The organism is Microbacterium sp. LCT-H2, from assembly GCF_001866135.1.
GTDB lineage: Bacteria > Actinomycetota > Actinomycetes > Actinomycetales > Microbacteriaceae > Microbacterium.
In genome coordinates this window covers 345,645-370,100 of the sequence record NZ_MODW01000001.1, presented here as the reverse complement: position 1 = coordinate 370,100, position 24,456 = coordinate 345,645, and the positions used below count along the sequence as shown (strand labels likewise).

The 24,456-nt window shown below is 70.5% G+C and carries 24 protein-coding genes and 1 tRNA gene; 18 read left to right on the top strand and 7 right to left on the bottom strand.

The annotated features are described in order from the left end of the window. Positions 1-78 precede the first annotated feature (78 nt). The 8 genes from BK819_RS01765 (at position 79) to BK819_RS01730 (ending at position 5,305) form a co-directional block, all read left to right on the top strand. Entirely contained in the window at positions 79-1,386 is a 1,308-nt protein-coding gene (locus tag BK819_RS01765) for an aminotransferase class V-fold PLP-dependent enzyme (protein ID WP_071327640.1), read from the top strand. Beyond that, positions 1,383-1,817 (top strand): Fe-S cluster assembly sulfur transfer protein SufU, encoded by a 435-nt coding sequence (gene sufU, locus BK819_RS01760; protein ID WP_025104553.1) that lies wholly within the window; start codon positions 1,383-1,385, stop codon positions 1,815-1,817. Before BK819_RS01765 ends, sufU begins: the two co-directional genes overlap by 4 nt. A gap of 59 nt (positions 1,818-1,876) precedes the next feature. After that, positions 1,877-2,518, top strand: coding sequence for an NADPH-dependent F420 reductase (locus BK819_RS01755; protein ID WP_071327639.1), 642 nt, complete (start codon positions 1,877-1,879; stop codon positions 2,516-2,518). 68 nt (positions 2,519-2,586) lie between these two features. After that, complete coding sequence (locus BK819_RS01750) at positions 2,587-3,246, top strand: GntR family transcriptional regulator (RefSeq protein WP_071327638.1); 660 nt, start codon at positions 2,587-2,589, stop codon at positions 3,244-3,246. A 103-nt stretch (positions 3,247-3,349) separates the two neighbouring features. After that, a complete protein-coding gene (locus tag BK819_RS01745) occupies positions 3,350-3,595 on the top strand; it encodes a hypothetical protein (RefSeq protein WP_025104550.1) in 246 nt (81 codons plus the stop codon). Positions 3,596-3,603: 8 nt separating this feature from the next. Further along, positions 3,604-4,455, top strand: a complete 852-nt coding sequence (locus BK819_RS01740) for a hypothetical protein (protein ID WP_256209342.1) — start codon at positions 3,604-3,606, stop codon at positions 4,453-4,455. A gap of 115 nt (positions 4,456-4,570) precedes the next feature. Next, entirely contained in the window at positions 4,571-5,155 is a 585-nt protein-coding gene (locus BK819_RS01735; protein WP_083391611.1) for an asparagine synthase, read from the top strand. A gap of 77 nt (positions 5,156-5,232) precedes the next feature. Then, a tRNA-Arg gene (locus tag BK819_RS01730) sits at positions 5,233-5,305 on the top strand. Positions 5,306-5,382: 77 nt separating this feature from the next. On the opposite strand, the gene BK819_RS01725 is transcribed toward BK819_RS01730, so the two are convergent. Beyond that, entirely contained in the window at positions 5,383-6,318 is a 936-nt protein-coding gene (locus tag BK819_RS01725; protein ID WP_177173779.1) for a LysR family transcriptional regulator, read from the bottom strand. Between the two features lie 71 nt (positions 6,319-6,389). Here BK819_RS01725 and BK819_RS01720 point away from each other — a divergent pair, with 71 nt between their 5' ends. Continuing rightward, positions 6,390-8,120: an L-aspartate oxidase gene (locus BK819_RS01720; RefSeq protein ID WP_071327634.1), complete on the top strand. Its 1,731-nt coding sequence runs from the start codon at positions 6,390-6,392 to the stop codon at positions 8,118-8,120. 91 nt (positions 8,121-8,211) lie between these two features. Here the strand turns inward: BK819_RS01720 and BK819_RS01715 are convergent, their stop codons facing one another. Further along, positions 8,212-8,484, bottom strand: a complete 273-nt coding sequence (locus BK819_RS01715; RefSeq protein WP_071327633.1) for a hypothetical protein — start codon at positions 8,482-8,484, stop codon at positions 8,212-8,214. Positions 8,485-8,620: 136 nt separating this feature from the next. Between BK819_RS01715 and BK819_RS01710 the strand changes: the two genes are divergently transcribed. The 4 genes from BK819_RS01710 to BK819_RS01695 all read left to right on the top strand — a co-directional run bounded on the left by BK819_RS01710 (position 8,621) and on the right by BK819_RS01695 (position 12,580). Next, complete coding sequence (locus BK819_RS01710) at positions 8,621-10,114, top strand: L-serine ammonia-lyase, iron-sulfur-dependent, subunit alpha (protein WP_071327632.1); 1,494 nt, start codon at positions 8,621-8,623, stop codon at positions 10,112-10,114. Between the two features lie 204 nt (positions 10,115-10,318). Further along, complete coding sequence (locus BK819_RS01705) at positions 10,319-10,915, top strand: TetR family transcriptional regulator (RefSeq protein WP_071327631.1); 597 nt, start codon at positions 10,319-10,321, stop codon at positions 10,913-10,915. A 148-nt stretch (positions 10,916-11,063) separates the two neighbouring features. After that, the gene (locus BK819_RS01700) at positions 11,064-11,849 is read left to right on the top strand and encodes an ABC transporter ATP-binding protein (protein ID WP_143049223.1); all 786 of its coding nucleotides are present in this window, start codon (positions 11,064-11,066) and stop codon (positions 11,847-11,849) included. Then, complete coding sequence (locus BK819_RS01695; RefSeq protein WP_071327630.1) at positions 11,846-12,580, top strand: ABC transporter permease; 735 nt, start codon at positions 11,846-11,848, stop codon at positions 12,578-12,580. Before BK819_RS01700 ends, BK819_RS01695 begins: the two co-directional genes overlap by 4 nt. Positions 12,581-12,601: 21 nt before the next feature. On the opposite strand, the gene hrpB is transcribed toward BK819_RS01695, so the two are convergent. The 3 genes from hrpB to BK819_RS01680 all read right to left on the bottom strand — a co-directional run bounded on the left by hrpB (position 12,602) and on the right by BK819_RS01680 (position 17,434). Then, positions 12,602-15,157, bottom strand: coding sequence for an ATP-dependent helicase HrpB (hrpB, locus tag BK819_RS01690; RefSeq protein ID WP_071327629.1), 2,556 nt, complete (start codon positions 15,155-15,157; stop codon positions 12,602-12,604). Between the two features lie 75 nt (positions 15,158-15,232). Beyond that, positions 15,233-16,834 carry an SPFH domain-containing protein gene (locus BK819_RS01685; protein WP_071327628.1) on the bottom strand — a complete coding sequence of 534 codons (1,602 nt, stop codon included), beginning with the start codon at positions 16,832-16,834 and terminating at the stop codon, positions 15,233-15,235. Positions 16,835-17,005: 171 nt separating this feature from the next. Continuing rightward, positions 17,006-17,434: a MarR family winged helix-turn-helix transcriptional regulator gene (locus BK819_RS01680; protein WP_025104537.1), complete on the bottom strand. Its 429-nt coding sequence runs from the start codon at positions 17,432-17,434 to the stop codon at positions 17,006-17,008. Between the two features lie 260 nt (positions 17,435-17,694). Between BK819_RS01680 and BK819_RS01675 the strand changes: the two genes are divergently transcribed. Next, on the top strand, positions 17,695-18,741 hold the full coding sequence (locus BK819_RS01675; RefSeq protein ID WP_071328057.1) for an NAD(P)-dependent alcohol dehydrogenase: 1,047 nt from the start codon (positions 17,695-17,697) through the stop codon (positions 18,739-18,741). 60 nt (positions 18,742-18,801) lie between these two features. Here the strand turns inward: BK819_RS01675 and BK819_RS01670 are convergent, their stop codons facing one another. Next, complete coding sequence (locus tag BK819_RS01670; RefSeq protein ID WP_071327627.1) at positions 18,802-19,395, bottom strand: TetR/AcrR family transcriptional regulator; 594 nt, start codon at positions 19,393-19,395, stop codon at positions 18,802-18,804. A gap of 98 nt (positions 19,396-19,493) precedes the next feature. On the opposite strand from BK819_RS01670, the gene BK819_RS01665 reads away from it, so the two are divergent. The 3 genes from BK819_RS01665 to BK819_RS01655 all read left to right on the top strand — a co-directional run bounded on the left by BK819_RS01665 (position 19,494) and on the right by BK819_RS01655 (position 21,712). Further along, complete coding sequence (locus BK819_RS01665) at positions 19,494-19,883, top strand: DUF1304 domain-containing protein (protein ID WP_071327626.1); 390 nt, start codon at positions 19,494-19,496, stop codon at positions 19,881-19,883. A 38-nt stretch (positions 19,884-19,921) separates the two neighbouring features. Then, a complete protein-coding gene (locus BK819_RS01660) occupies positions 19,922-20,944 on the top strand; it encodes an NADP-dependent oxidoreductase (RefSeq protein WP_071327625.1) in 1,023 nt (340 codons plus the stop codon). A 120-nt stretch (positions 20,945-21,064) separates the two neighbouring features. Beyond that, the gene (locus BK819_RS01655) at positions 21,065-21,712 is read left to right on the top strand and encodes a GntR family transcriptional regulator (RefSeq protein WP_071327624.1); all 648 of its coding nucleotides are present in this window, start codon (positions 21,065-21,067) and stop codon (positions 21,710-21,712) included. A gap of 57 nt (positions 21,713-21,769) precedes the next feature. Here BK819_RS01655 and aspS read toward each other — a convergent pair whose 3' ends face one another. After that, positions 21,770-23,071: an aspartate--tRNA(Asn) ligase gene (gene aspS / locus BK819_RS01650; protein WP_071327623.1), complete on the bottom strand. Its 1,302-nt coding sequence runs from the start codon at positions 23,069-23,071 to the stop codon at positions 21,770-21,772. A 354-nt stretch (positions 23,072-23,425) separates the two neighbouring features. Here aspS and BK819_RS01645 point away from each other — a divergent pair, with 354 nt between their 5' ends. After that, the gene (locus tag BK819_RS01645; protein ID WP_071327622.1) at positions 23,426-24,445 is read left to right on the top strand and encodes a TerC family protein; all 1,020 of its coding nucleotides are present in this window, start codon (positions 23,426-23,428) and stop codon (positions 24,443-24,445) included. Positions 24,446-24,456: the final 11 nt, after the last annotated feature.

Sequence of the window (24,456 nt, the reverse complement as noted above, 5' to 3'; positions counted from 1 at the left end):
GCGTGTCTCCTTCCGTCTCCGAAGCTGTGCCCGTCCGGAGCCGGGCCCCGGTCGCCCGGAAGATGGGAGACTGGAACGATGAGCGCTTCTCCCGGAGTCGACGTGATCACCCCGCTGACCGAGACCGAGGTGCAGCGGATCCGCGAGGACTTCCCGATCCTGCACACCCGCGTCCACGGCCATCCGCTGGCGTACCTCGACTCGGGGGCGACGTCGCAGCGTCCGGAGTCCGTGCTCGACGCCGAGCGCCGCTTCGCCACCACCATGAACGCGGCCGTCCACCGCGGCGCCCACACGCTGGCCGCCGAGGCGACCGAGCTCTTCGAGGACGCCCGCAGCACCCTCGCCCGGTTCGTGGGCGCCGATGACGACGAGATCGTCTGGACCTCGAACGCCACCGAAGCGGTCAACCTCGTCGCCTACTCGCTCTCCAACGCCTCCCTCGGCCGGGGTGGTGCCGCGGCCGAGCCTCTCCGGCTCCGCGAAGGGGACGAGATCGTCACCACCGAGATGGAGCACCACGCGAACCTCATCCCCTGGCAGGAGCTCGCTGCGCGCACCGGGGCTACGCTCCGGGTCATCCCGCTCGACGACGACGGGGCCCTGCGGCTGGATGCGGCCGCGGAAATCATCTCGGAGCGCACGAAGCTCGTGGCCTTCACCCACGTGTCGAACGTGCTGGGCGTGATCAACCCGGTCGAGACTCTCGTCGCGCTGGCCAAAGAGGTTGGCGCCCTCACCCTGCTCGACGCCTGCCAGTCGGCTCCGCACCTGCCGCTGGACCTCCACGCGCTCGGGGTCGATCTCGCCGTGCTCTCCGGCCACAAGATGCTCGGCCCCACCGGCATCGGCGCGCTCTACGGCCGTCGCGAGGTCCTCACCGCGATGCCCCCGTTCCTCACGGGCGGTTCCATGATCACGACGGTGACCACGACCGCGGCCGAGTACCTGTCGCCGCCGCAGCGCTTCGAAGCGGGCACGCAGCGGGTGTCCCAGGCGATCGCGCTCGCCGCCGCGGTCGACTACCTCTCCGCGGTCGGGATGGAGCGCATCGCCGCGCACGAGGCCGCGTTCGGGCAGCGTCTCGTCGAAGGGCTCGAGGCGATCGACGGCGTGCGGGTCCTGGGCGCGGGCATCGAGCTGCCGCGCGTGGGGCTCGCGAGCTTCGACGTGGCGGGGATCCACTCGCACGACGTCGGGCAGTTCCTCGACGACCAGGGCATCGCGGTGCGCGTCGGTCACCACTGCGCCCAGCCGTTGCACCGTCGGCTGGGTGTGACCTCATCGACGAGGGCGAGCACCTACCTGTACACCACCGCGTCCGAGGTGGACGCCGTCATCGAGGCGGTCGCCGGGGCGATCGCGTTCTTCGGGAGGGGCGCATGAGCGACCTGCAGAGCCTGTATCAGGAGCTGATCCTCGACCACTCGCGCACGCCGCACGGGTTCGGCCTCCGCGAGGAGATCCCCGCGCAGTCGCATCAGCTCAACCCGACCTGCGGCGACGAGATCACCCTGCAGGTGCATCGCAGCGCCGACGGCGGGGTGGAGGCGATCGCGTGGGAGGGACACGGGTGCGCCATCTCCCAGGCGTCCGCGTCGCTGCTCGCCGAGCTCGCCGAGGGCCTCACTGTGGACGAGCTCGAGGTGCGCATCGCTGCCTTCCGCGAGGCGATGCGCTCCCGCGGCACGATCGAGCCGGACGAGGAACTGCTCGGCGATGCCGCGGCGCTCGGGGGAGTCTCGCGGTACGTGGCGCGCGTGAAGTGCGCGATGCTCGCCTGGGTCGCGGCGGAGGACGCGCTCACGCGCCTCTGACCGCATTCGCCTGCCGTTCTCGACGGGAATAGCATCGGCCGGCAGGCGTTGGCCAGAGCATGACAACTCTCGGAATCATCGGAGCAGGCAACATCGGCAGCCAGGTCGCCCGTGTGGCGGTGGCCAACGGCTATGACGTCGTAATCGCGAACTCGAGAGGGCCGGAGACCCTGGCCGATCTCGTCGCAGAGCTCGGGCCGCGCGCGAAGGCGGCGACGGCGGAGGAGGCGGCCACCGCGGCGGACGTGGCCGTGGTGACGGTGCCGCTGCACGCGATCGATCAGCTTCCCGCCGCGCAGCTCGCCGGCAAGATCGTGCTCGACACTAACAACTACTACTTCGAGCGCGACGGGCACATCGAGGCCCTCGACAAGGGCGAGACCACCACGTCCGAGCTCGTGCAGGCGCAGCTCCCGGACTCGAAGATCGCCAAGGCGTTCAACCACATCTACGCCGCCGAGATCACCACAGACGGGAGCCCGGCCGGTACGCCGAACCGTCGCGCGCTGGCCACGGCCGGGGACGACGCGGAGGCCGTGGCCTTCGTCACCCGCTTCTACGACGAGGCCGGTTTCGACACGGTCAACGTCGGCCCGCTCAGCGAGTCGTGGCGCGTCGAGCGTGACCGTCCGGCGTATGTCATCCGGCAGAACGCGGAAGAGCTGGCGGAGAACGTCGCGCGGGCGAACCGTCTTCCCTGACGCGGCGCGCGCCCCGGTCTGGGATACCAAACTTGGCCAATCCCGGGCCGGGGTGCGACAATGCCCGGATGGCGGGGGCTGTGGGGGTAGGCGGGGAACTCGAGTCGGTCAGGGTCACGAGGATCCTCCGAGACGACATCGTGCTGGGTCGGCGCGCGCCCGGTTCCCGGCTGGTGGAGCGGGATATCGCCGCCGAGCTGAATGTGTCCCGACTCCCGGTGCGGGAAGCCATCCGCACGCTGGTCGCGGAGGGCGTCGTCGTCGCACGGCCCCGGACGTGGGCCGTGGTACGGGAATTCACCCATGACGACATCCGCAACTTCGCGGAGGTGCGCGAGGCGATCGAGACCCTCATCTTCGTGTTCGCGGCCGAACGCCACGATGCGAAAGGGCTCGCCCGACTGAGCGAGGCGTACGAGCGCGAGGTCGCCGCGGCCCGGGCCGGCGACGCGGAGACCGCCCGGACGGCGGCCGCGGCGTTCCATGAGGTCGCCGTCGACCTGGCGGGCAACGAGATGCTCGGCGAGCTCATCGCCGTGTTCCTGACGCGCTTGCGCTGGCTGTTCGGACAGCACGACGACCTGGAGGCGATGGCGGAGGAGCACCGCGTCATCCTCGAAGCCGTCCGTGCACGCGATGTCGAGGCGCTGCGACGGATCGTCCCCGCGCACCTGGCGAGCGGGCATTCCGCGGCCGAACGCCGGCTGACGCGTACGGTTTCCGGCTGACGCGCCACCCTCCAGGAAGACGCACCCCACCGCGCGGAGACCCGGTTGTATCCTTGTCCGGTCGGAGTCGGTCCGGTCTGTTCGCGCTGTCCTGGGGAGCGAGATGCGAAGTCTTGCTGTCGTCGTCGGGGGGATCCTCCTGCTCGGAGGTGCTGCGCTCCTGGTGGTGGCCGATCAGGAGCGCGCCGCCGGTGTCGCCGCCGTGAAGGCGGAGATCGCGCGGATCGAGCAGGTGCTCGCGGAGTCGCAGGCCGAGAACCTCGAACTGGCGGAACGTCTCACCGCTCTGCGGTCGCGCATCGCGGAGCAGGACGCCGAGCTGAACGACACGACGGGCTTCCTGCCGTGAGGCGGCGGGTGCTCGCAGTGACGGTGTCGGCGGCCGTGCTCGTCGCGGCGGCCGCCGTCGCGCGATCCGACGCGCTGGACCAGGAGCGCGCGGAGGCGGTGGCCGAGCTCTCCGTGCTGGCCAACCGGTCCTACGACGCCGCGCAGCGCACCGACCACCTGTCCGGCGCCGTGGCGCGGGCCGAGCAGGACGCCGAGGATCGGGCTGCCGTGCTGGCGGTGCGGCCGGCATTCCTGGAGGAGCTCTCGACGCTGGCCGCCGTCCTCCAGGGCGCGGACGGCAAGGTCGACACAGCGGCGCAGCTCGCGTCCGCCCGGTCCGCCCAGGAGACTGTGCGCGCCGAGCGCCATGACCCGGACACCGTGGTCGCGGCGACCGCGACGGTGGAGGCGCTCACGCAGAAGGTCGGCACCGAGGTGGCCGGGTGGCAGGCGTCGCAGAGCGCCGGTCTCGGCGGACCCGCCTGGGCGTCGAGCGGGCCGGACGGCTACGCGCGGGTGCGCGCCGCCCTCGACAGGGTCGGCGGCGGGGGCGTCGGACTGTACGAGTCGTCGGCCTGTGCGGGTGGCACCGCGCCCGCCTGCGCCAACAGCAACGGCTACATCAAGTACCGCGCCGACATCACCGGCTGGAGCGAGGGGCGCCTGAACTGGGCGATGGCGCATGAGCTGGCTCACATCTATCAGTTCCGGGTCTGGGGCACCCTCACCTCCTCGGACGCGTACGGGGCGATGTTCGGCGGCGATCCGGAGTTCCTCGCCAACTGCATGGCTGTCGTCCGCGGCTTCCCGGGGGCGGTCGGGTGCTCCGGTGAGCAGCAGGCCTGGGCCTCGGGTATCTGGGTCGGCGTCGTCGGCTGAGCCTCGGCCCGATGCCGCCTGCCGATGTCGGACGTCTGCGGCATGCTGATCCGGAGCGATTCCGGCCGAGACTGCGCGGCATCCATACCGGTACGCTCGAGAGGAGGAGGTGCCGGTGGGACGGACTGCGGATGCCATCGCCGAAGGCGTCGCGATCGCGACGGCCGCTGCGCGCCTCGCCGTGAAGAACCACATCCTCATCGGCACCATCGCCGAGGACGGCGTCTTCGACCTCGACAAGTACGTCGAGGACGCGAGGGCTGCGCTCGGGGCGATGGCTGCGGAGTCGGAGGAGGCCGCCGCCACGGTCACGGCTCTGCGCAAGCGCGCCCGCGGTCGGCATTCCGATCCGGTGGGCACCCACGACTACCGTGACCGCGACGTGCGCAATCTCCGGCGGCGGGCCAAGCAGTCGCTCGGCGTCGCACAGCGTCTGCGAGAGATGATGGACGACCGTGCCCAGCTGGAGAGCATCGTCGAGGAGGCGCGCGCGGCGGCCTGGGCCGATGTGCGGCACAACCTCGACCGTCGACTGCGCGTCGAGGGCATGCGACCTGACCAGGATCCCGACTACGCACGTATGCGCGAAGCGCGGATGCAGGCGCTGCGACTGGTCGATCTCCAGGCGCTCTCGTCGCAGCAGCGGGCCAGGGAGAAACGGCGGAAGAAGCAGGAGAAGGCGGCCGCGAAGGGCGACTGAGCCCTCGTTTCGCTTTCCGGTCTGGTCTGTTGTAGGCTGGTCGTCGGCCCGCTGAGCGGTAAAGCACCGCGGGTCCTGCGCCTCTAGCTCAATGGATAGAGCATCTGACTACGGATCAGAAGGTTGGGGGTTCGAGTCCCTCGAGGCGCACACTGTGTTGAGACAGTACGAAACCCCCGTCGCGGAAGCGGCGGGGGTTTTCGCTGTCCTGGGCACATGCGCTCCGGTCAGAGCAGGCTGGTGATCGCCGGGTCGCGCTCGGCGAGGTCGGCCGCCGTGGCCATGATGGCCGTGCGCATCGCGGCCACCGCGACCGCGGGGGTGACGTCGGAGCGATGGGCGAGACTGATCGTCCGGGACATCGCCGGGTGGTCGAGGCGCGCCGACCGCAGCGCGGGGCGTTCGTACAGCACCATCGCCGGGACCACCGCGACCCCGACGCCTCGTTCGACGAAGCGCAGCACCGCATCCATCTCCGCACCCTCCAGCGCGAGCGTCGGAGTGAGGTCCGCGGCACGGAAGGCGGCGTCCATCGCGGCGCGCAGCTCGTAGCTCTCATCGAACTGGATGAGCGGGAGGGTCGCGAGGTGCGCCAGGCTCACGGACGGGCCGTGGGTGACCGGCGGTGCGGCCGCCGACGAGATGACCACGAGCTCCTCCGCGAGCAGCGGGATGTGCGTGAGGCTGACTCCCGCGGGCACCGGCCCCTCGGACTGGGTGACGAGGGCGATGTCGACGGCACCGACGGCGAGCTGCTCGACGAGCAGCCGGGAGCCTCCTTCGGTGAGGTGCAGGTCGATGCCGGGGTGTGCGGCATGGAACGCGCTGAGGGCTTCCGCGACGAGGCTGATGCAGAGGGTGGGTGGAGCGCCGAGGCGCACGCGGCCGCGACGGAGTCCCGCGAGCTCGGCCACCTCGTCGCGGATGGCGTCGGCTTCGGCGAGCATGCGTTGCGCGCGGGGAAGGACCGTCTCGCCGGCGGCCGTCAAGGCGATGTGGCCGCGGGCGCGATGGAACAGCTCGGCGCCGAGCTCCCGCTCGAGGGTCGAGATCTGACGGCTCAGCGAGGGCTGCGCGAGATGGAGGTGCTCGGAGGCGCGGGTGAAGTGGCCGAGGCGGGCGACTTCGACGAACCCGCGGAGCTGCTCGAGGTTCATATCCATAGCGTACCCGCATGGTTTCCAGACGAACTATGCATTGGAGTTATTAGGATCGCCTAACTAGCGTCGAAAGCATGAATGCACCCGAACGACAGATCTCCACCACGGTCCTCGTGATCGGCACCGGAGGCTCCGGGCTCCGCGCCGCGATCGAGGTGGCCGAACACGGCGTCGACGTGCTCGCCGTCGGCAAACGTCCGCGGCAGGACGCCCACACGTCGCTCGCGGCGGGCGGTATCAACGCGGCGCTCGGCACGATGGACGCCGAGGACAGCTGGCAGCAGCACGCGGCGGACACGATCAAGGAGAGCTACCTCCTCGCCAACCCCCACACCGTCCAGATCGTCACCCAGGGCGCCGAACGCGGCATCCGCGACCTCGAGCGCTGGGGCATGGACTTCGCCCGCGAAGGCGACGGCCGCATCTCTCAGCGCTTCTTCGGCGCGCACACGTACCGGCGCACGGCCTTCGCCGGCGATTACACGGGCCTCGAGATCCAGCGGACGCTGGTCGCCCGTGCCGAGCAGCTCGACGTGCCCATCCTCGACAACGTCTACATCACCCGCCTCCTCGTGCGCGACAACGTCGTCTTCGGCGCCTACGGGTTCGACCAGGCGGACGGCACGCGCTACCTCATCCATGCGGACGCCGTGATCCTCGCCGCCGGTGGGCACAACCGCATCTGGCGTCGCACGTCGTCGCGGCGCGACGAGAACACCGGCGACTCCTTCCGACTCGCGGTCGAGGCGGGGGCGCGACTCCGCGATCCGGAGCTCGTGCAGTTCCATCCGTCCGGCATCATCGAGCCCGAGAACGCCGCAGGCACCCTCATCTCGGAGGCGGCGCGCGGCGAAGGCGGCATCCTCCGCAATGCACTCGGCGAACGGTTCATGGCGAAGTACGACCCCGAGCGGATGGAGCTGTCGACGCGGGATCGGGTCGCGCTCGCCGCCTACACCGAGATCCAGGAGGGGCGCGGCACCGTGAACGGCGGCGTCTGGCTCGACGTGTCGCACCTGCCCCGCGAGACCATCATGACCCGGCTTCCGCGCGTCTATCAGACGATGATGGAGCTGCAGATGCTCGACATCACGGCGGATCCGATCGAGATCGCGCCGACCGCGCACTACTCGATGGGCGGTGTGTGGGTGCGGCCGGACGACCACCAGACCGACGTCGGGGGGCTGTACGCGATCGGGGAGGCATCGAGCGGACTCCACGGCGCGAACCGTCTCGGCGGGAACTCCCTCATCGAGCTGCTCGTCTACGGTCGGATCGTCGGTCAGGCCGCGATGGCCCACGCCGCGGGGCTCGACGCCCAGCGCCGGTCCGCTGATGCGGTCGCCGCCGCCCGCGCCGAGATCGACGACCTCCTCGCCGCGGAGGGGCGCGAGAACGTGCGGGCTCTGCAGCGCGCGATCCGCAACCTCATGACGGAGTACGCGGGCGTGGTGCGGTCGGAAGAAGGCCTGAAGGCTGGACTCGCGGACCTCGACATGATCGAGGGGCGGATGGAGGACATCGGCATCCACCCGGACATCGCCGGATTCCAGGACCTCGCCCACGCTTTCGACCTCAAGGCCTCCGCGCTCGCGGCCCGAGCCACGCTGGAGGCGGCGCGGGAGCGTCGGGAGACACGGGGATGCCACAATCGCAGCGACTTCCCGGACACCGATCCCACGTTGCAGGTGAACCTCGTGTGGTCGCCGACCGCTGGCGTGACGCGCGAGGAGATCCCCGCGATCCCCGACGATATCGCCGAGCTCATGCGCGACGTCGACACGACCGGCAAGCTCGTCGAGTAGTCCGCCGAGACCCCGCCTTCGCGTCGAGACCCCGCCCTGCAGACGTCTGTAGGGCGGGGCCTCGGCGATAGTGCGGGGTCTCGGGGAGGGATCAGTCGACGCCGAGGCCGACGGCCTCGTGGTCAGGCTCCGGGTCGTCGCGCTTCGGGGCCTTCGGCTCCTCGCCGGGGGACTTCTCGGTGCTGGGCTCCTCCAGCTCCTCGGTGCTCGGCACCTCGGCCGGGTCCGCGTCCTCGGGGGAGTCCGCCTGCTCCGGCGTCGTCGCCTCGCCCTCCGCGGTGTCGGAGGCCGGGGTCGGGGTGGGGGTCTGCGCCTCGGGCGAGAGGTCGTCGTCCGCGGTCGGTTCGGGAGTGCTGTCGGTCATGATCGTCCCTTTCTGCGATGTCGTCCCCACAGCCTGCCTCGGACTCTCCGGGAGATGAAGGGCCTTGACGCGGACCTGCCGGCCGCGCGGTTAATCGCGGTGAACCGGAATCCCGAACTCGGCGTAGCCTGGAGGGGTGACTGCGTACGTCTCGGCCTTCGACCTCTTCTCCATCGGCGTCGGCCCGTCCAGCTCGCACACCGTCGGACCCATGCGCGCGGCCCTCGACTTCGCGCGGCAGCTCACCGCCTCCGGCGAGCTCGACCGTGTCAGCCGCGTCGAGTGCACGCTGTACGGCTCGCTTGGCGCCACCGGCATCGGCCACGGCACCCCGGACGCGGTGGTCGCGGGGCTTCGTGGTCTCGCACCGGAGACGTGCGACCCGGCGGCGGTCCGCGCGGCGTGGTCGGCGTACCCGGAGGGGGAGCCGCTGCAGATCGACGGCGCCCGAGCGGTGCCGTTCCGGAAGGACGACATCGTGTTCGCTCCTCGGACCCGACTCCCCGGACATCCCAACGCCATGACGCTCATCGCCCGTGATGCCGACGGGACCACCCTGTTCGAGCAGACGTACTACTCGATCGGCGGAGGTTTCATCCGGCGCGAGGGGGAGGAGGCGCACCTCGCGACCGGCACCTTCCCGCATCCCTACGCCGATGCCGCCTCGCTCCTCGCGGTGTGCGACGACCTCGGACTGTCCATCGCCGAGGTCGCCCGCCGCAACGAGACCGCGCTGCGGAGCGAGGAGGAGGTCGCCGCCGGCCTCGATGCGATCTGGGATGCCATGGCGGGCTGCGTGGACGCCGGTCTGCACGCCGACGGCATCCTTCCGGGCATGCTGCAGGTGAAGCGCCGTGCGGGCACGATCCGCGCGCAGCTCGAGGCGGTCGAAGCCGACGGGCACCGGGAGCTCCCCGGCGAGTGGCTCGGGGCTTTCGCGCTTGCGGTGAACGAGGAGAACGCGGCGGGTGGCCGCGTCGTGACGGCACCCACCAACGGCGCGGCGGGCATCCTCCCGGCGGTGGCGATGTACTGGTGGCGCTTCCTCGCCGACTCGGGACTCGGCGCCGGGAACGCGGTGACGCCGTACGGCGAGCTCGTCGGCAGCGCGCTGCTCGGCTTCGACGGAGCTCCGCCGTCGCCTCCCGCACTCGACGGCGAGGACGCGGAGATCGCGGAGGCCAACCGCCGCCGGGGCATACGCAGGTTCCTGCTGACGGCCACCGCCCTCGGGTCGCTGTTCAAGGCCAACGCCTCGATCTCCGGTGCCGAAGGCGGGTGCCAGGCCGAGGTCGGCTCCGCGTGCGCGATGGCCGCTGGCGGACTCACCGCGGTGATGGGCGGCACGAACCGGCAGATCGAGAACGCCGCGGAGATCGCGATGGAGCACCACCTCGGCCTCACGTGCGACCCGATCGGCGGACTCGTGCAGATCCCGTGCATCGAGCGCAACGCGATCGCCGCGTCGACCGCCGTCACCGCCGCCCGCCTGGCGCTCCGGGGCGACGGCAGCCATTACGTCTCGCTGGATGCCGTCGTCGAGACGATGCGCCAGACGGGTCTCGACATGTCGACGAAGTACAAGGAGACCAGCGAGGGCGGTCTGGCGGTGAACGTCATCGAGTGCTGATCTCGCCGACCCACCCCCTTTCGCGCGCCCCGGCCCGTTGCGTGCGCACGGAGAGGGGTGGCAGGCACGCAGAGGGGTGGCTCGACGGAGGAGGGAGAGGTGCGTTCGCGCAGGTGCTGTGCGAGGGACTGAAACGGGGACCGGGAGCGGCGACGACGCATCTGCTCGGTGAGCGAGGATCCGCGGGGCCGTAGGCTGACGGGCATGACCGAGCAGAAGGCGCCGAGACGACGCGGGCGCCCGCGCGGCGGCACCGACTCCCGCGAGCGCATCGTGTCCGCGGCCGTCGACGAGTTCGGGGCGCAGGGGTACGACGGCGCGACGGTGCGGTCGATCGCCGCCCGGGCTGGGGTCGACTCCGCGCTCGTCCACCACTACTTCGGCACCAAGGCCGACCTGTTCGCCGAGGCCGCCGGAATACCGCTGCGCCCCGACCTCGACGTCCCGGAGATCCTCGCGGGGCCGAAGGCCCAGGCGGGGGCGCGGCTCGTGCGCTATGTGCTCGACGCCTTCGAGAAGCCCGACGTGCGCCGCCGCGGGGTGCTGCTCCTGCGCACGGCGATCGGGAGCAGGCTGACGACCCCCCTGCTCGCCGGCTTCCTCTCCCGCGAACTGCTCTCCCGCGTGGCGCGCCGCCTCGATGTGCAGGACGCCGACCTCCGCGCCGCACTCGTCGCCTCGCAGATCGCCGGCATGCTCATCGGCCGCTACGTCCTGCAGCTTCCCGCGCTCGCCGGCGCCTCCGTCGACGAGCTCGTCGGCCGCGTCGGCCCCACCGTCCAGCGCTACCTCTTCGACTGACCCTCGCCGCGGCGGGCACAGCTTCGGAGATCTCGGCCGCCGCGCCGAGCCGCACGGGCCGCCGGCGGCGTGTCGATCCGGCGCTCCGAAGCCGTGCCCGCCCGAGAATCGTTTGACGCCCGACGAGGGGAGGCGCATAATTCATCGCATGATGAATAATGCGGCCGTCGAGATCACGCAGCTCCGCGTGCGGCGTGGGGCCGTGTCCGTGTTCGACGGCATCGATCTCGCCGTGCCCCGCGGCCAGATCACGGGTCTCCTCGGCCCCTCCGGGTGCGGCAAGACCACGCTCCTGCGGTCGATCGTCGGTGTGCAGCGGATCGCGTCCGGTGACGTGACCGTTCTCGGCGAGCCGGGCGGGTCTCGCCGGCTCCGGCACCGTGTCGCGTACGGCACGCAGGGCGCCTCGGTCTACGGCGATCTCAGCGTGCGGCAGAATCTCGCTTACTTCGCCTCGCTCCTGAAGGCGCCGAAGGGCGACGTCGACCGGGTCATCCAGGAGGTCGGTCTCGGCGCGCAGGCGGGGCAGCTCGTCGACGCGCTGAGCGGCGGCCAGGCGACGCGGGTATCGCTCGCGGTCGCGTTGATCGGCGCCCCCGAGCTCATCGTGCTGGATGAGCCGACCGTCGGCCTTGACCCCGTGCTGCGCGCGGAGCTCTGGACCCTGTTCCGCCGGCTGGCCGACCGGGGCGTCACGCTCATCGTCTCGAGCCATGTGATGGACGAGGCGGTGCGCTGCGACCGACTGCTGCTGATGCGGGAGGGGAGGATCATCGCCGACACCACGCCGTCGTCCCTGCTCGCCGACACCGGCACGACCGACGCCGAAGCCGCGTTCCTGGCGCTGATCGAACGCGACAGAGCCGCCGACACCGCGACCACCAGGCGCGCACGCCGAGAAGCCCAGGAACGCCAGGAGGAGGACGGGACATGAACGGCCGACGGTTGTTCGCGACCGCCGGCCGAGTGCTCACGCAGCTCCGACACGACCCGCGGTCCATCGCCCTGATGCTCATCGCCCCGAGCCTGCTCGTCGGTCTCTTCGCCTGGCTGTTCAGCGAGCAGGACGGCGTGTTCGACCAATTCGGTGGTGCCATCCTGGCGTTGTTCCCGTTCATCGTGATGTTCCTCATCACGTCGATCACCACCTTGCGCGAACGCCGTTCCGGCACGCTCGAACGGCTGATGACCACGCCGCTCGAGAAGGCCGACTTCATCCTCGGGTACGCGCTCGCGTTCGGGCTGATGGCTCTGCTGCAGGCGGTGATCACGGTCTCGTTCGCAGTCGGGGTGTGCGGGCTCGACGTGGACGGGCCGCTGTGGCAGCTGGGTCTCGTCGCGGTGGTCGATGCCCTGCTCGGCACGGCGCTGGGGCTCCTGGCGAGCGCGTTCGCCCAGACCGAGTTCCAGGCGGTGCAGTTCATGCCGTTGCTGGTGTTCCCGCAGATCATCCTCGGCGGTCTGTTCATGCCGCGGGACCAGATGCCCGACGTGCTGTATGCCATCTCCGACTGGCTGCCGCTGAGCTACGCGATCGACACGATCAACGCGGTCGCGGCGGGCGACGACGGCTGGGACGTGTTCGGCCCGCTGCTCGTCGTCGTGGCCTTCGCCGTCGGCGCCCTGGTGCTCGCCGCGCTCACGCTGCGGCGGCGCACACGCTGAGCAGCGATCCGGGCGCGCGGGTCAGCGGGCGGCGCGGTTCTTGGTGTGCTTCGTCGGCACGGCGGCCCACGGGTCTTCGGGCCAGGGGTGCCGGGGGTAGCGGCCGCGCATCTCGGCGCGTACCTGGGCATAGGGACCCGACCAGAACGAGGCGAGGTCGTCTGTGACGGCGAGCGGCCGCCCCGCCGGGGACAGCAGGTGGAAGAGCACGGGGACGCGGCCGTCCACCAACCGGGGAGTCTCCGCCCACCCGAAGCACTCCTGCAGCTTCACCGCCACGACGGGGCGTGCGGTCGGATCCCCGTCGGGTTCCGGGTAGGAGATGCGCACGCGGGAGCCGCTGGGCACCTTGAGCCGTTCCGGGGCGAGCGCATCGAGGTGCACCGCCTCGGGCCAGGGCAGCAGACGGCGAAGGGCGGACGTGAGGTCCAGCCGGCCGACGGGGGTGCCGGTCGCCAGAGCGTCGAGCTCCGGTGCCAGCCACGCGTCGAGGGATTCGAGCAGACCCGCGTCCGACACCTCGGGCCAGGGCTCGCCGAGCTCGCGTCGCAGCAGTGCGAGTCGACGCCGCAGGGCGTCCGCCCCATCGGACCACGTGAACATGCCGAGGCCGTCGCGTCGGAGTGCTCGGCCCACGGCATCCCGGCCTTCCGCGGCCGCGGCGCGCACCGGCACCGACGATCGCAGGATCGCACCGATCCGCCGTTCGCGGCGGGCCTGTACCCGACCTCCGACGAACTCGGCCTCGACACGATCGGTCATTAGAGGGCCCGATGCACGCTCCATCTGCTCCTCGGTGAGTACGGCTGCGGAGCGGATGACCGCACCGGAGCCGGCTGCCGCCCGGGACGAGGCTCGGGCGACGTCGGCCACGGCGAGCCATTCCGACGCGGCGAGGGGACCGCTCACTCCGGCCCGGGTGCCGGACGCCAGCAGGTAGGCCGCGCCCGATCCGGTGCGTTCGACACGGCGAGCGACACGCTCGGGGAAGGCCAGCGCGATGAGGAGACCGACGCCGTCGAGACCGGCGCGGGTGTCCGGCGCCGGAGCGACCAGGCGTTCCAGACGGCGCGCCTCCTCGCGCCAGCGGCGGGCTTCGGCCGTGCCCCCTCCGCGCAACGCGACGAGAGCGTGGGCGATGTCGGCATCCGGGACGCGATGGTCCCCGCCGAGAAGAGCCACGACCTCGGCCGCGAGCCGGCTCCCCGCCACGGGACCGCCGTCCCGCAGCGCTCTGGCCAGCCGCGGATCCGTGGGGATCCGTGCCAGCGCACGGCCTTCCGCCGTCGCTCGACCGTCGTCGTCGATCGCCCCGAGACCACGGAGCACGGCGACAGCCTCGGCGAGACTGTCGGGTCGCAGCGGTTCGATCATGCGCAGGCCCGCACCGCCCGGCGCGCCCCAGCACGCGAGGAGGAGGGCGGCATCGGTGAGGTCGGCCGTGGCGATCTCCGGGGAGGGACGCGCGGGAGCCGCGGCGTACGTGCGCTCGTCGACGCAGCGGACGACGGTGCCGGGGCCCTGGCGGGTCGCGCGTCCGGCACGCTGCACACAGGAGGAACGGGAAGCGGCGGTGGTGACCAGACCGGTCATCCCGCGGGACGCATCGCGCTGCGGCTGCCGTGCCAGACAGCTGTCCACGACCAGCCGCACGCCTGGCACCGTGAGAGACGACTCGGCGAGGGAGGTGGTGACGATGATGCGGGGTGGCTCTTCCGACGCCCGACCGCGGATCACGGCGTCCTGCTCCGCCGGCGGGATCTGGCCGTGCAGTTCCCGGACGTCGAAGACGCCGCTCAGCGAGCGGACGCGTCGGGCGATCTCCGACACCTCGCGGGCGCCGGGGGCGAAGACCAGCACGTCGGCTTCGGGGTCCGCATGGACCAGCTCGGCGGCTGCGGATGCGGTGACGCCGGCGACGTGGTCGAGAAATCCCCGGGTGACGCCCCGCTCGTCGAGGCGGGGCAGGGGACTCGGTGCCCAACGCTCGGTGAGCGGGAACGCCGGGACATCGTGGTCGACGATCGGCGCGGGAGTCTCCTCGGTGTCGATGACCGCGGCGATCCGCTCGGCGTCGAGGGTGGCAGACATCGCGATGACGACGAGGTCATCACGCAGCTCACGCACCTCCGAGAGCAGGCCGATGAGGAGATCGGTCTCGAGAGCCCGTTCGTGCACCTCGTCGATGATGACCGCACTGACGCCATCGAGTCCCGGGTCGTCGAGCATCCGTCTCAGCAGGACTCCGGCTGTGACGAACTCGACCCTGGTGTCGGGCCCGGCGGCGCGCTCGCCGCGGACGGTGAAGCCCACCCGGGAGCCGAGCGGTGTGCCGTCGAGGTACGCCAGGCGGCGCGCGGCGGCGCGTGCGGCGACGCGGCGCGGCTGGGTGACGATCACGCGACCGGTGCTTCGTGAGGCGAGAAGCGGTGGCACGAGAGTCGTCTTGCCCGTGCCCGGCGGCGCGGTCACGACCACGGATCCGCTCGCGTCGAGGGCTGCGGAGAGCTCGTCGAGGGCACCCGCGAAGGACAGACCGGCGCCGATGGCGGCGAGGTCGAAGGCGGCGCGCGTCATCCGTCCAGTCTGCCCGGTCGGGAGACGACGGATGCCGCGACCGTGTCGGTCGCGGCATCCGCAGTGAGGTGTCGACTACTCCGCGGCGGGAGCCGCGGGAGCGGGCGGTGGAGGGGTGGTCGGCGTCGAGACGCGGGGCGTGGGCGGGGGAGTCGAGGCTTCGGCGACTCCCGCTCCGAAACCGCGGCCGACGGCCTGTCCCTGGATGATGCCGGCGAGGTCGAGGCCGGTCGCGGAGTGCACGCTGTCGAAGACCGAACGCAGGGCCTTCGCGCTGTCGGCACCGACGACGTTGGACGCGCCGTCCTCGCCGGATCCGCCGACGATCGAGACGCTGCCGATCGCGGCGTAGCCCTTCGCGAACTCGGACATGATCGAGGGCAGCACCTCCAGAACGCGCTGCGAGAGGAAGGCGTCCTGGTTGGAGGCGATGGCCTTGGCCTCAGCCTCGACCGCGGCTGCTCGGGCCTCACCCTCGGCGCGGATCGCCTCGGCCTCGGCGTTGGCGCGCAGGCGACGGGCTTCGGCTTCCGCCTCCGCCTGGGCGCGCAGCGCGTCGGCGTCACCGGTGGCCTTCGCGATCGCGGCCGCCGCCTCACCGTCGGCGCGCGCCTTGTCGGCCTGCGCCTGCTGCTCGGCGATGCGCGTGCGCGCCTCGGCCTGCTTGACCTGCTCGATCGCCGCCGCCTCGGCTGCGCGCTCGCGCGTGTAGAGCTCGGCCTGGGCGCGGGTCTCCGCCTCGTACCGCTGCGCGTCCGCGACGCGCTTGACGTCGGCGTCGAGCTGCGCCTGCTTGTTCTCGGCCTGTTGCTGGAGCACGGCCTGCTCGGCCTGGGCGCGGGCGAGCTGCTCGGCCTGCTCCGCCTCGGCGCGGGCGCGGCCGATTCCGGCGTTGGCGTTGGCCGTGTTCGTGTCGAGCGCGGTCTGCTCGACGAGGTTCGCCTCCTGGTTCGCGATGTTCTTCTGGTTGATCGCGCGGTCGGCGTTGGTCTGCGAGATCTCCGCGGCCTGGCGCTTCGCCTGGATCTCCGGGGCACCGAGGGACTGGATGTAGCCGACCTTGTCGGTGATGCCCTTGATCTGGAAGGAGTCGAGGATGAGGCCCTGCTCGGCGAGCTCCTGGGAGACGTCGGCGGCGATCTGGTCGGAGAACTTCTTGCGCTCCCGCATGAGCTCCACGACGGAGAGCGTCGCGACGATGCCGCGCAGGGCGCCCTCGAGCTGCTCGGTGGTGAACTGCTCGATGGCCTTGTCCTGGGAGGCGAAGCGCTCGGCGGCCCGACGCACCAGCAGCGGGTCGGAGCCGATCTTCACGATCGCGACGCCGTCGACGTTGAGCGTCACGTTGTCGAGCGACTGCGCTTCGGCGTTGAGCGACACCTGCCGCGACCGGAGGGAGATGATCTCGTGGCGCTGGGTGATCGGGTTGACGAGCGACTTGCCGTTCACGATGACCGTGACGGGCGATTCCGACATCTCCGAGCTGCTCGTGCCGTCGGCGCCGATGACGGCACGCTGCACCTTCTGCTTGCGTCCGGAGATGACGAGCGCTTCGTCGGCGCGAGCGACCTTGATCCAGCTGCGTGCGAACAGCAGCAGGATCAGCAGGACGACGATCACGGCGACGACCGCGACCCCGACGATGGTGAGGATGCCGATGATTCCGGCGATCTCCATGGATGACCTCCCTGGTTCCCCCCGAGGGGGCGGTCCGATATGCCCACGGTCGATGTGGGCGTGCGCAACCCACCCTGCCAGAAAAGCGACGCCCGCCACCGTCGCGGCCGTCATGATCCCGTCGTCGGTGGAGACGCCACCGACCGCGGCGACTGTGGAGGGAGGGAGCCGTCAGCGGGTGCGGAGCTTCTCCGCGAGGTCGCGCAGCAGACGCAGCTCCTCGTCGTCGAGGCGTGACATCCGGTCGGCGATCGACCGGCCGTGCACTGTGGCGAGCGCACGGAACGCCCGGGCGCCCTCGTCCGTCGCGCGGATCAGGGCGCCGCGGCCGTCGTCGGGGTCGGCGCACTTCGCGACCAGCCCTCGAGTCACCATCCGGTCGACGAGACGGGAGACGCTCGGCTGGCTGATGAGCATGTTGGCGGTGATGTCGCGCAGGCGGGCGGTCATCTCCGGCGAGCGCGTCACCGTGAGCAACACGTCGTACTCGGCCTGCGTGATGTCGCCGGTGTCGAAGTCCGCCGCCATCTCGGTGAACAGTTCGTGCTGCGCGCGGAAGAGGCTTTCCCAGGCCTCCAGCGCGAGCTTCCGATCGGTCATCCTCACAGAGTACCGGGCGCAGTAAAGGGCCGGTCGGAGAGGCTCCCGACCGGCCCTTGTCCCTTGCACCAAGAGTGTCCTGCAATCACATGCGGTGGATGCCACAGCAAACATTCACCGTGCGATCACTGTATAACGGCGAGGTAACGAATGCAACGGTTTCATCACGATGAATCGGGCGGATACTGGAGGGGACGGTTTCGAGAGCCCCCGCCTCCGCACCGCGCGGCAGACCTCTCGACGCCAGGAAGAAGATGCTCATGAAAGCTCTCCGCTACGTCGAGATCGGCAAGCCCCCCGTGGTGGTCGACATCCCGATTCCGAAGCCCGGCCCTGGACAGGTCCTGCTTAAGATCACCGCGGGTGGTGTCTGCCACTCCGACGACTACGTCATGGGGCTCCCCGAGAAGGACTACCACGAGCAGGGCTATCCACTGCCGTTGACGCTCGGGCACGAAGGTGCCGGCATCGTGCATGAGATCGGCGAGGGCGTCGACTCGACACTGAAGGTCGGGGATGCCGTGGCCGTCTACGGGCCGTGGGGCTGCGGCCGCTGCCACAACTGCTCGATGGGCAAGGAGAACTACTGCACGAACGCCGCCGCCGAGGGCATCCGTCCTCCGGGCCTGGGCAGCCAGGGGTCGATGGCCGAGTACATGATCGTCGACGACGCGCGCCACCTCGTGCCGCTCGGGGATCTCGACCCCGTGCAGAACGTCTCGCTGACCGACGCGGGCCTCACCCCGTACCACGCGATCAAGAACTCGCTTCCGAAGCTCGGCGCCGGCACGGTCGCGGTCGTGATCGGCACCGGAGGGCTCGGCCACGTCGGCATCCAGATCCTCAAGGCCATCTCGGGTGCCACGGTCATCGCGCTGGACGTGAACGACGAGAAGCTGAAGCTCGCCACCGAGGTCGGCGCGGATCACGTGCTGATCAGCGACGCGTCGGCGGCCGAGAAGATCCGCGAGCTCACCGGCGGTCTCGGCGCGAATGCGGTGTTCGACTTCGTCGGCGCGAACCCGACGATCGCCCTGGCGCAGAGCGTGGCCGCGCTCGAGGCCGACATCACGATCGTGGGCATCGGCGGGGGCAGCATGACGCTCGGCTTCGGCTCGATCGCCTACGACGCGGCCGTGCGCATCCCCTACTGGGGTTCGCGCGCCGAGCTGATCGAGGTGCTGGACCTCGCCCGCGCCGGCAAGATCCACGTCCAGACCGAGAGCTACACGCTCGACGACGGCCCGAAGGCGTATGAAGACCTCGCGTCGAACAGCATCCGCGGACGCGCCGTCATCGTCCCCTGACGTCGGCCTCGAACGCCCGGGAGGATCTCCTCCCGGGCGTTCTCCGTTTTCGGGCGGCGCTCAGTCGCGGCGTCGCCGGTCGGCGAGGAGGGCGAGCGCCGCATCGATCGCGCTCGCCGCCGCGTCGGGGGCCACGCGCACGAGGGCGAAGGCGGAGACCACGAGCCCCGTACAGGCGTCCGCCAGGGTGTCGACCTCCGTTCCCGCGAGCTCGGGGAGAGCGGCTACGATGCCGCGGGCGAACGCCTCACGGAGCTCCGCGCGATAGGAAGCCACGACCCGGGCGACCGCGTCGTCGGTGCCGATGGGAGCGGCAGCGGTGTTGACCAGCAGGCAGCCGCTCGTTGCCGGAAGGCTGCCTGTCGTCAGCAGGGCCGCACGCAGTCCGCCGAGATAGGTCCTCAGGGCCTCCGGTGCCACGACCTCGCCCGTCAGCGGGGCGAGGCGCGGGCGGATGACCTCGTCCAGATAGCTCTCGACGGCGGCGTCGAAGAGTCCTCGCTTGGAACCGAAAGCGTGATAGATGCTGGAGCGGCTGAGGCCCGTCGCGCGCTCGAGCTCCGGCAAGGGCGCGCTCTCGAAGCCGCGCGCCCAGAACACGCCACGTGCCGCGCGGACCACCTCTGCGGTGTCGAAGGTCTGTGTGCGCCCCATCCGCCCTGCTCCTGCTCTTTTGTGAATCGCTTGATCCAGTATATATTGTAACGACCGATACAGAATGCGCGGCCGCGCCGCGTCGAAGGGGGACCGCCATGGTCATCGCAGGACTTGTGCTCACCGGCGTCGCGGCGCTCGTGCACGTCTACATCTTCTGGCTGGAGTCGTTCGCCTGGACCAGCGCGCGCGCTCGCCGCACGTTCGGCACCGGCACGGCGGAGGAGGCCGCACGACAGAGGGAGCTCGCCTTCAACCAGGGCTTCTACAACCTGTTCCTCGCGATCGCCGTGCTCCTCGGCATCGTCGTCTTCGCCACGGGAGCGACGGCCGTCGGCGCGACCCTCGTCTTCACCGGCGCCGGATCGATGGTCGCCGCGAGCCTCGTGCTGCTGCTGTCGAGCCCCGACAAGGCGTCCGCCGCCCTGAAGCAGGGAGTCATCCCGGCGCTCGGCGTCATCGCGCTCGCCATCGGCCTCCTCGTCTGAGTCAGGCAGCACCCCCCAGATCCTCACGAAGGAGAGAAATGTCCCACGCCATCAGCACCCAGATCCAGCTCGCCCGCCGCCCCGAGGGGTGGCCGACCCACGACGACTTCCGCACCGTCGAGGTCGAGTTGAGCGATCCGGCGCCGGGGGAGGTGCGCGTGGCGAACGAGTTCGTCTCCGTCGACCCCTACATGCGCGGGCGGATGAACGACGTCCGCAGCTACGTCGCCCCCTACGCCCTCGACGAGGTCATCGCGGGTGGCGCCATCGGCCGGGTCGTCGCTTCTGCGGCGGACGACCTCCCCGTCGGCACCGTCGTGCTGCACCAGCACGGCTGGAGCGATGTCGTGCAGGCGGACGCGTCGACCTTCCGGGCCGTGCCGGAGGTGCCGGGTATGCCGCTGTCGCTGCGCCTGCACATCCTCGGCATGACCGGCCTCACCGCCTACGTCGGTCTCACCGCGATCGCCGGACTCGCCCCGGGCGACACCGTCTTCGTCTCCGGCGCCGCCGGTGCCGTCGGCACGGCTGTCGGTCAGATCGCCAAGCTCCTCGGCGCGGGCCGCGTCATCGGCTCGGCGGGCTCGCCTGAGAAGGTCGCCCTGCTGACCGAGAAGTACGGCTACGACGCGGCGTTCAACTACAAGGACGGCCCGGTGCGCGAGCAGCTCGCCGCCCTCGCGCCCGAGGGCGTGGACGTGTTCTTCGACAACGTCGGCGGCGACCACCTCGAAGCCGCGCTCGACGTTATGAACGACGGTGGCCGGATCGCGCTGTGCGGCGCCATCACGAGCTACAACACCACCGAGCGCGTGCCCGGGCCCGACAACATGGCGAACATCATCACGCGCGGGCTCCGGCTCCAGGGCTTCACGCTGGCCTCGTACCTGCACCTGTCGCCGGAGTTCAGCGAGAAGATGACCCGCTGGTTCGCGGAAGGGCGGATCGCCTACGACGAGACCATCGTCGACGGTATCGAGAACACGGTCGACGCGTTCCTCGACATGATGCGCGGAGCCAACACGGGGAAGATGCTCGTGCGCGTCACGCCCTCCGCCTGACGTACGGAGCGGGCCGCCAGCGCTTTTGGGATATATTGCTTGAGACGTAGAACTTCACTCTCCATGACCCCCACTGGAGGCAGTGTGACACTCTCTGGCGGCCCCCTCGAACGCCGGTCGATGAGCGACGAGGCTTTCGTGCGCCTGCAGGATGCGATCATCAGCGGCGAACTCCAGCCCGGCGAGCGCCTGCGCGACTACGAGCTCGCCGAACGCCTCGGCACCTCGAAGACGCCGATCCGTCATGCCCTCGACCGCCTGGCCGACAACGGCCTCGTCGAGATGCAGCGCAACCGCTACACCCGCGTGGCCCCGATCGATCTGGAGCGGGTGCGCAACGCCGTCGACCTGTTCGGCGACATCTGGATCGGCTCGGTCCGTCACGTCATGCCGGTGATCCAGGACGACGATGTGGCCTACCTCGTCGAGCTGGCCGACGACATGGCGGCGTCGGTGCAGGCGCGGGACATCATCGCGTTCGGCGCGGCGCTCCGCAGCGCGGCGACGGGTTTCGCCCGGATCGAGGGCAACGCCACGCGCGCCAACTCCATCGAGCGCCTCGGCCCGCAGATCCGTCGGTTCACCCAGCACGCGAAGGACGCCGTGGACTGGTCCGCCGTCGAGGAGTTCGTCGGTGCGATCCGCGAGGCGACGTCGGAGCGCGACGCGGTCAAGACCCGTGCCGTGCTGGTGAGCTTCTTCGATGAGACGCTCCCGGCGATCATCGATCGGGCCGAGCAGTCGGGACTGGCCGAGATCTCGGAGTGATCGACGGCTGACGAACGAGGGCGACCGCACACCGCGGTCGCCCTCGTCGCGTCCGGGCTACGGCGTGAGGCGATGGACGTCGCGGGGGAACAGCGTCACCTCGCGGACATTGGCCGCCTCGACCAGGCGGCCCACCCAGCGCTCCAGTCCGATGGCGAAGCCGCCGTGCGGAGGCATCCCGTGCGCGAACGCCTCCAGGTAGCCCGCGTACGCCGAGGGCGATTCTCCTCGCGCCTCGATCGCGGCGACGACCTCGCTGTGCCGATGCAGCCGCTGTCCGCCGGTCACGAGCTCCAGACCGCGGAACAGGAGGTCGAAGCTGTTGCTCCCCTCCGCGTCGTCGGGCTGCGGATGCGTGTAGAACGGGCGTTTGCGCAGCGGGTAGCCCTCGACGGCCAGCACGTCGCTGCCGAACTCCTCCTTCGCCCACGCCCCGAGCGCGCGCTCGTGCGCCGGGGAGAGGTCCGGCTCGTCGGCCGGAGCACCGACCCGGCGCAGCGCGTCGCGGAAGTGCACGACGGGGATGTCCTCGGGGATGTCGGGGAGCGTCACGTCGAGCAGTGCGAGCTCGTCCGCCGCGTCGGTGCGTATGCCGCCGAGCATGCCGCGCAGCACGTCGCCGAGAAGGCTCAGGACGTCGCGGTGGTCGCGGATGAACCCGAGCTCGACGTCCAGCGACACGTACTCCGACAGATGCCGCACGGTGTCGTGCGGCTCGGCGCGGAAGACGGGCCCCACCTCGTAGACGCGTTCGAACACGCCGACCAGCTGCTGCTTGTAGAACTGCGGGCTCTGCGCGAGGTACCCGGTCCTGCCGAAGTAGTCGACGGGGAACACGTTCGCGCCCGACTCGGTCACGGTGTCGACGATCTTCGGGGTCTGCACCTCGGTGAAGTCCGCGGTGTCGAGGACCCGGCGGAACGCGCGCACGCTCGCCGCGGCGATCTGCCAGGTCGCGCGGCGTGCGGGGTGGCGCCAGGTCACCGCCGCGTGGTCGAGCAGTGTCGGCAGGCTCGTCTCGAGCGTCGGGCGCCACAGCTCCACGACCGGCGGTGCGGCCGGCTCCGACAGGCTCTCGATCTGCGGGTCGACGATCTCGACGCCGCCGGGGGCCTGCGGGTTCGCGGTGATGGTCCCCGTCACGCGGACCACGGTCTCCTCCGGAGGGAGGCCGTCCGCTGGATGCTCGGCGGGACGGACCACGACCTGCGCGAGTCCGGAGCGGTCGCGGACGATCAGGAACGCGACGGTGGCGAGCTCCCTCCGCCGATGGACGTGGCCGAGCAGCGTGACGCGGCGGCCGGAGACGATGTGCACGAGCTCCGCGGCGAGAGTGCGGGCGGGGTCGGGTGATCTCATTTCTCCTCCAGGTTGTGGGAGCCCTGGAGGTGTGGGCGGGGGCCAGATCGCGGTGCCACCACACCTTCGCCGGTGAGAAGCCGGCCTCTCGTCGGTACGCCGGACGCGCGGGGACCGCCTGCCCGGAGGCCGGGGGTCGTCACGCCCCGGCGGTCGCCGCGTCCAGTCTAGGGGCGTTCTCGGCAGATCCACAGAATCGCTTGGGTGCCGTCTCGTACCCTGGATTATCCAAGGGGAGTACTCCGACACGGTCGGGTCGTCATTACGGATGCGTCTGCATCCCGGCCTACCGGTCCCGCTCGGGATGGGGAAGACTTTGGCGCTGTTCCGTCACGCCCGAGTCTGGAGTACCCGTTGGAAATCACCCCCTTGATCTGGGTCATCACGATCGCGGTCACCATCGCGTTCTTCGTGTACGAGTTCTTCGCGCACGTCCGCAAGCCGCACGAGCCGAGCATCGGCGAGTCCGCGCGCTGGTCGATCTTCTACATCAGCCTCGCGCTGCTCTTCGGCGTGGGCATCGGCATGGTGTCCGGCTGGACCTACGGCGGCGAGTACTTCGCCGGCTACCTCACCGAGAAGGCGCTGTCGATCGACAACCTCTTCGTGTTCCTCATCGTGATGACGGGCTTCGCGGTGCCGAAGATCTATCAGCAGAAGGTGCTGATGATCGGCATCGTGATCGCGCTGATCCTCCGCGGCATCTTCATCGCCGTCGGTGCGACCCTCATCGAGAACTTCTCCTGGATCTTCTACGTCTTCGGCGCGCTGCTGCTCTTCCTCGCGTACCGGCAGGCCTTCAGCAATCATGAGAGCAACCCCGCGAACGGCCGCTTCATGACCTTCGTCCGTCGGCACCTCCCCGTCAGCGAGGAGTACAACGGCGACAAGCTCACGGTCGTCCAGAAGGGCAAGCGCTACGTCACGCCGATGCTGCTGACGATCATCGCGATCGGCTTCATCGACCTCGTCTTCGCGGTCGACTCGATCCCCGCCATCTACGGCCTCACCGACCAGGCGTACATCGTGTTCACCGCGAACGCGTTTGCCCTGATGGGGCTGCGTCAGCTGTACTTCCTCATCGGCGGACTGCTCGAGCGCCTGGTCTACCTGGCTCAGGGCCTCGCCGTCATCCTCGCGTTCATCGGTGTGAAGCTCGTCCTGCACGCCCTGCACGTCAACGAGGTGCCGTTCATCAACGGCGGCGAGCCGATGCTGTGGGCGCCCGAGATTCCGATCTGGTTCTCGCTGCTCTTCATCGCCGCGACCATCGCGGTCGCCACCGTCGCGAGCTTGATGAAGACGCGCCGGCACCGCAACTCCGTCTCTTCCCCGACCGATTCCACCCCCACCATCGACAAGGAGCACTCTTGAGCGCGCAGCGC

Bases quoted from the DNA above. Each gene is read 5' to 3' on its own strand.
- BK819_RS01765 (WP_071327640.1), top strand. From the start codon at position 79: ATGAGCGCTTCTCCCGGAGTCGACGTGATCACCCCGCTGACCGAGACC.
- sufU (WP_025104553.1), top strand. From the start codon at position 1,383: ATGAGCGACCTGCAGAGCCTGTATCAGGAGCTGATCCTCGACCACTCG.
- BK819_RS01755 (WP_071327639.1), top strand. From the start codon at position 1,877: ATGACAACTCTCGGAATCATCGGAGCAGGCAACATCGGCAGCCAGGTC.
- BK819_RS01750 (WP_071327638.1), top strand. From the start codon at position 2,587: ATGGCGGGGGCTGTGGGGGTAGGCGGGGAACTCGAGTCGGTCAGGGTC.
- BK819_RS01745 (WP_025104550.1), top strand. From the start codon at position 3,350: ATGCGAAGTCTTGCTGTCGTCGTCGGGGGGATCCTCCTGCTCGGAGGT.
- BK819_RS01725 (WP_177173779.1), bottom strand. From the start codon at position 6,318: ATGGATATGAACCTCGAGCAGCTCCGCGGGTTCGTCGAAGTCGCCCGC.
- BK819_RS01720 (WP_071327634.1), top strand. From the start codon at position 6,390: ATGAATGCACCCGAACGACAGATCTCCACCACGGTCCTCGTGATCGGC.
- BK819_RS01715 (WP_071327633.1), bottom strand. From the start codon at position 8,484: ATGACCGACAGCACTCCCGAACCGACCGCGGACGACGACCTCTCGCCC.
- BK819_RS01705 (WP_071327631.1), top strand. From the start codon at position 10,319: ATGACCGAGCAGAAGGCGCCGAGACGACGCGGGCGCCCGCGCGGCGGC.
- BK819_RS01700 (WP_143049223.1), top strand. From the start codon at position 11,064: ATGATGAATAATGCGGCCGTCGAGATCACGCAGCTCCGCGTGCGGCGT.
- BK819_RS01695 (WP_071327630.1), top strand. From the start codon at position 11,846: ATGAACGGCCGACGGTTGTTCGCGACCGCCGGCCGAGTGCTCACGCAG.
- hrpB (WP_071327629.1), bottom strand. From the start codon at position 15,157: ATGACGCGCGCCGCCTTCGACCTCGCCGCCATCGGCGCCGGTCTGTCC.
- BK819_RS01685 (WP_071327628.1), bottom strand. From the start codon at position 16,834: ATGGAGATCGCCGGAATCATCGGCATCCTCACCATCGTCGGGGTCGCG.
- BK819_RS01680 (WP_025104537.1), bottom strand. From the start codon at position 17,434: ATGACCGATCGGAAGCTCGCGCTGGAGGCCTGGGAAAGCCTCTTCCGC.
- BK819_RS01675 (WP_071328057.1), top strand. From the start codon at position 17,695: ATGAAAGCTCTCCGCTACGTCGAGATCGGCAAGCCCCCCGTGGTGGTC.
- BK819_RS01670 (WP_071327627.1), bottom strand. From the start codon at position 19,395: ATGGGGCGCACACAGACCTTCGACACCGCAGAGGTGGTCCGCGCGGCA.
- BK819_RS01665 (WP_071327626.1), top strand. From the start codon at position 19,494: ATGGTCATCGCAGGACTTGTGCTCACCGGCGTCGCGGCGCTCGTGCAC.
- BK819_RS01660 (WP_071327625.1), top strand. From the start codon at position 19,922: ATGTCCCACGCCATCAGCACCCAGATCCAGCTCGCCCGCCGCCCCGAG.
- BK819_RS01655 (WP_071327624.1), top strand. From the start codon at position 21,065: ATGAGCGACGAGGCTTTCGTGCGCCTGCAGGATGCGATCATCAGCGGC.
- aspS (WP_071327623.1), bottom strand. From the start codon at position 23,071: ATGAGATCACCCGACCCCGCCCGCACTCTCGCCGCGGAGCTCGTGCAC.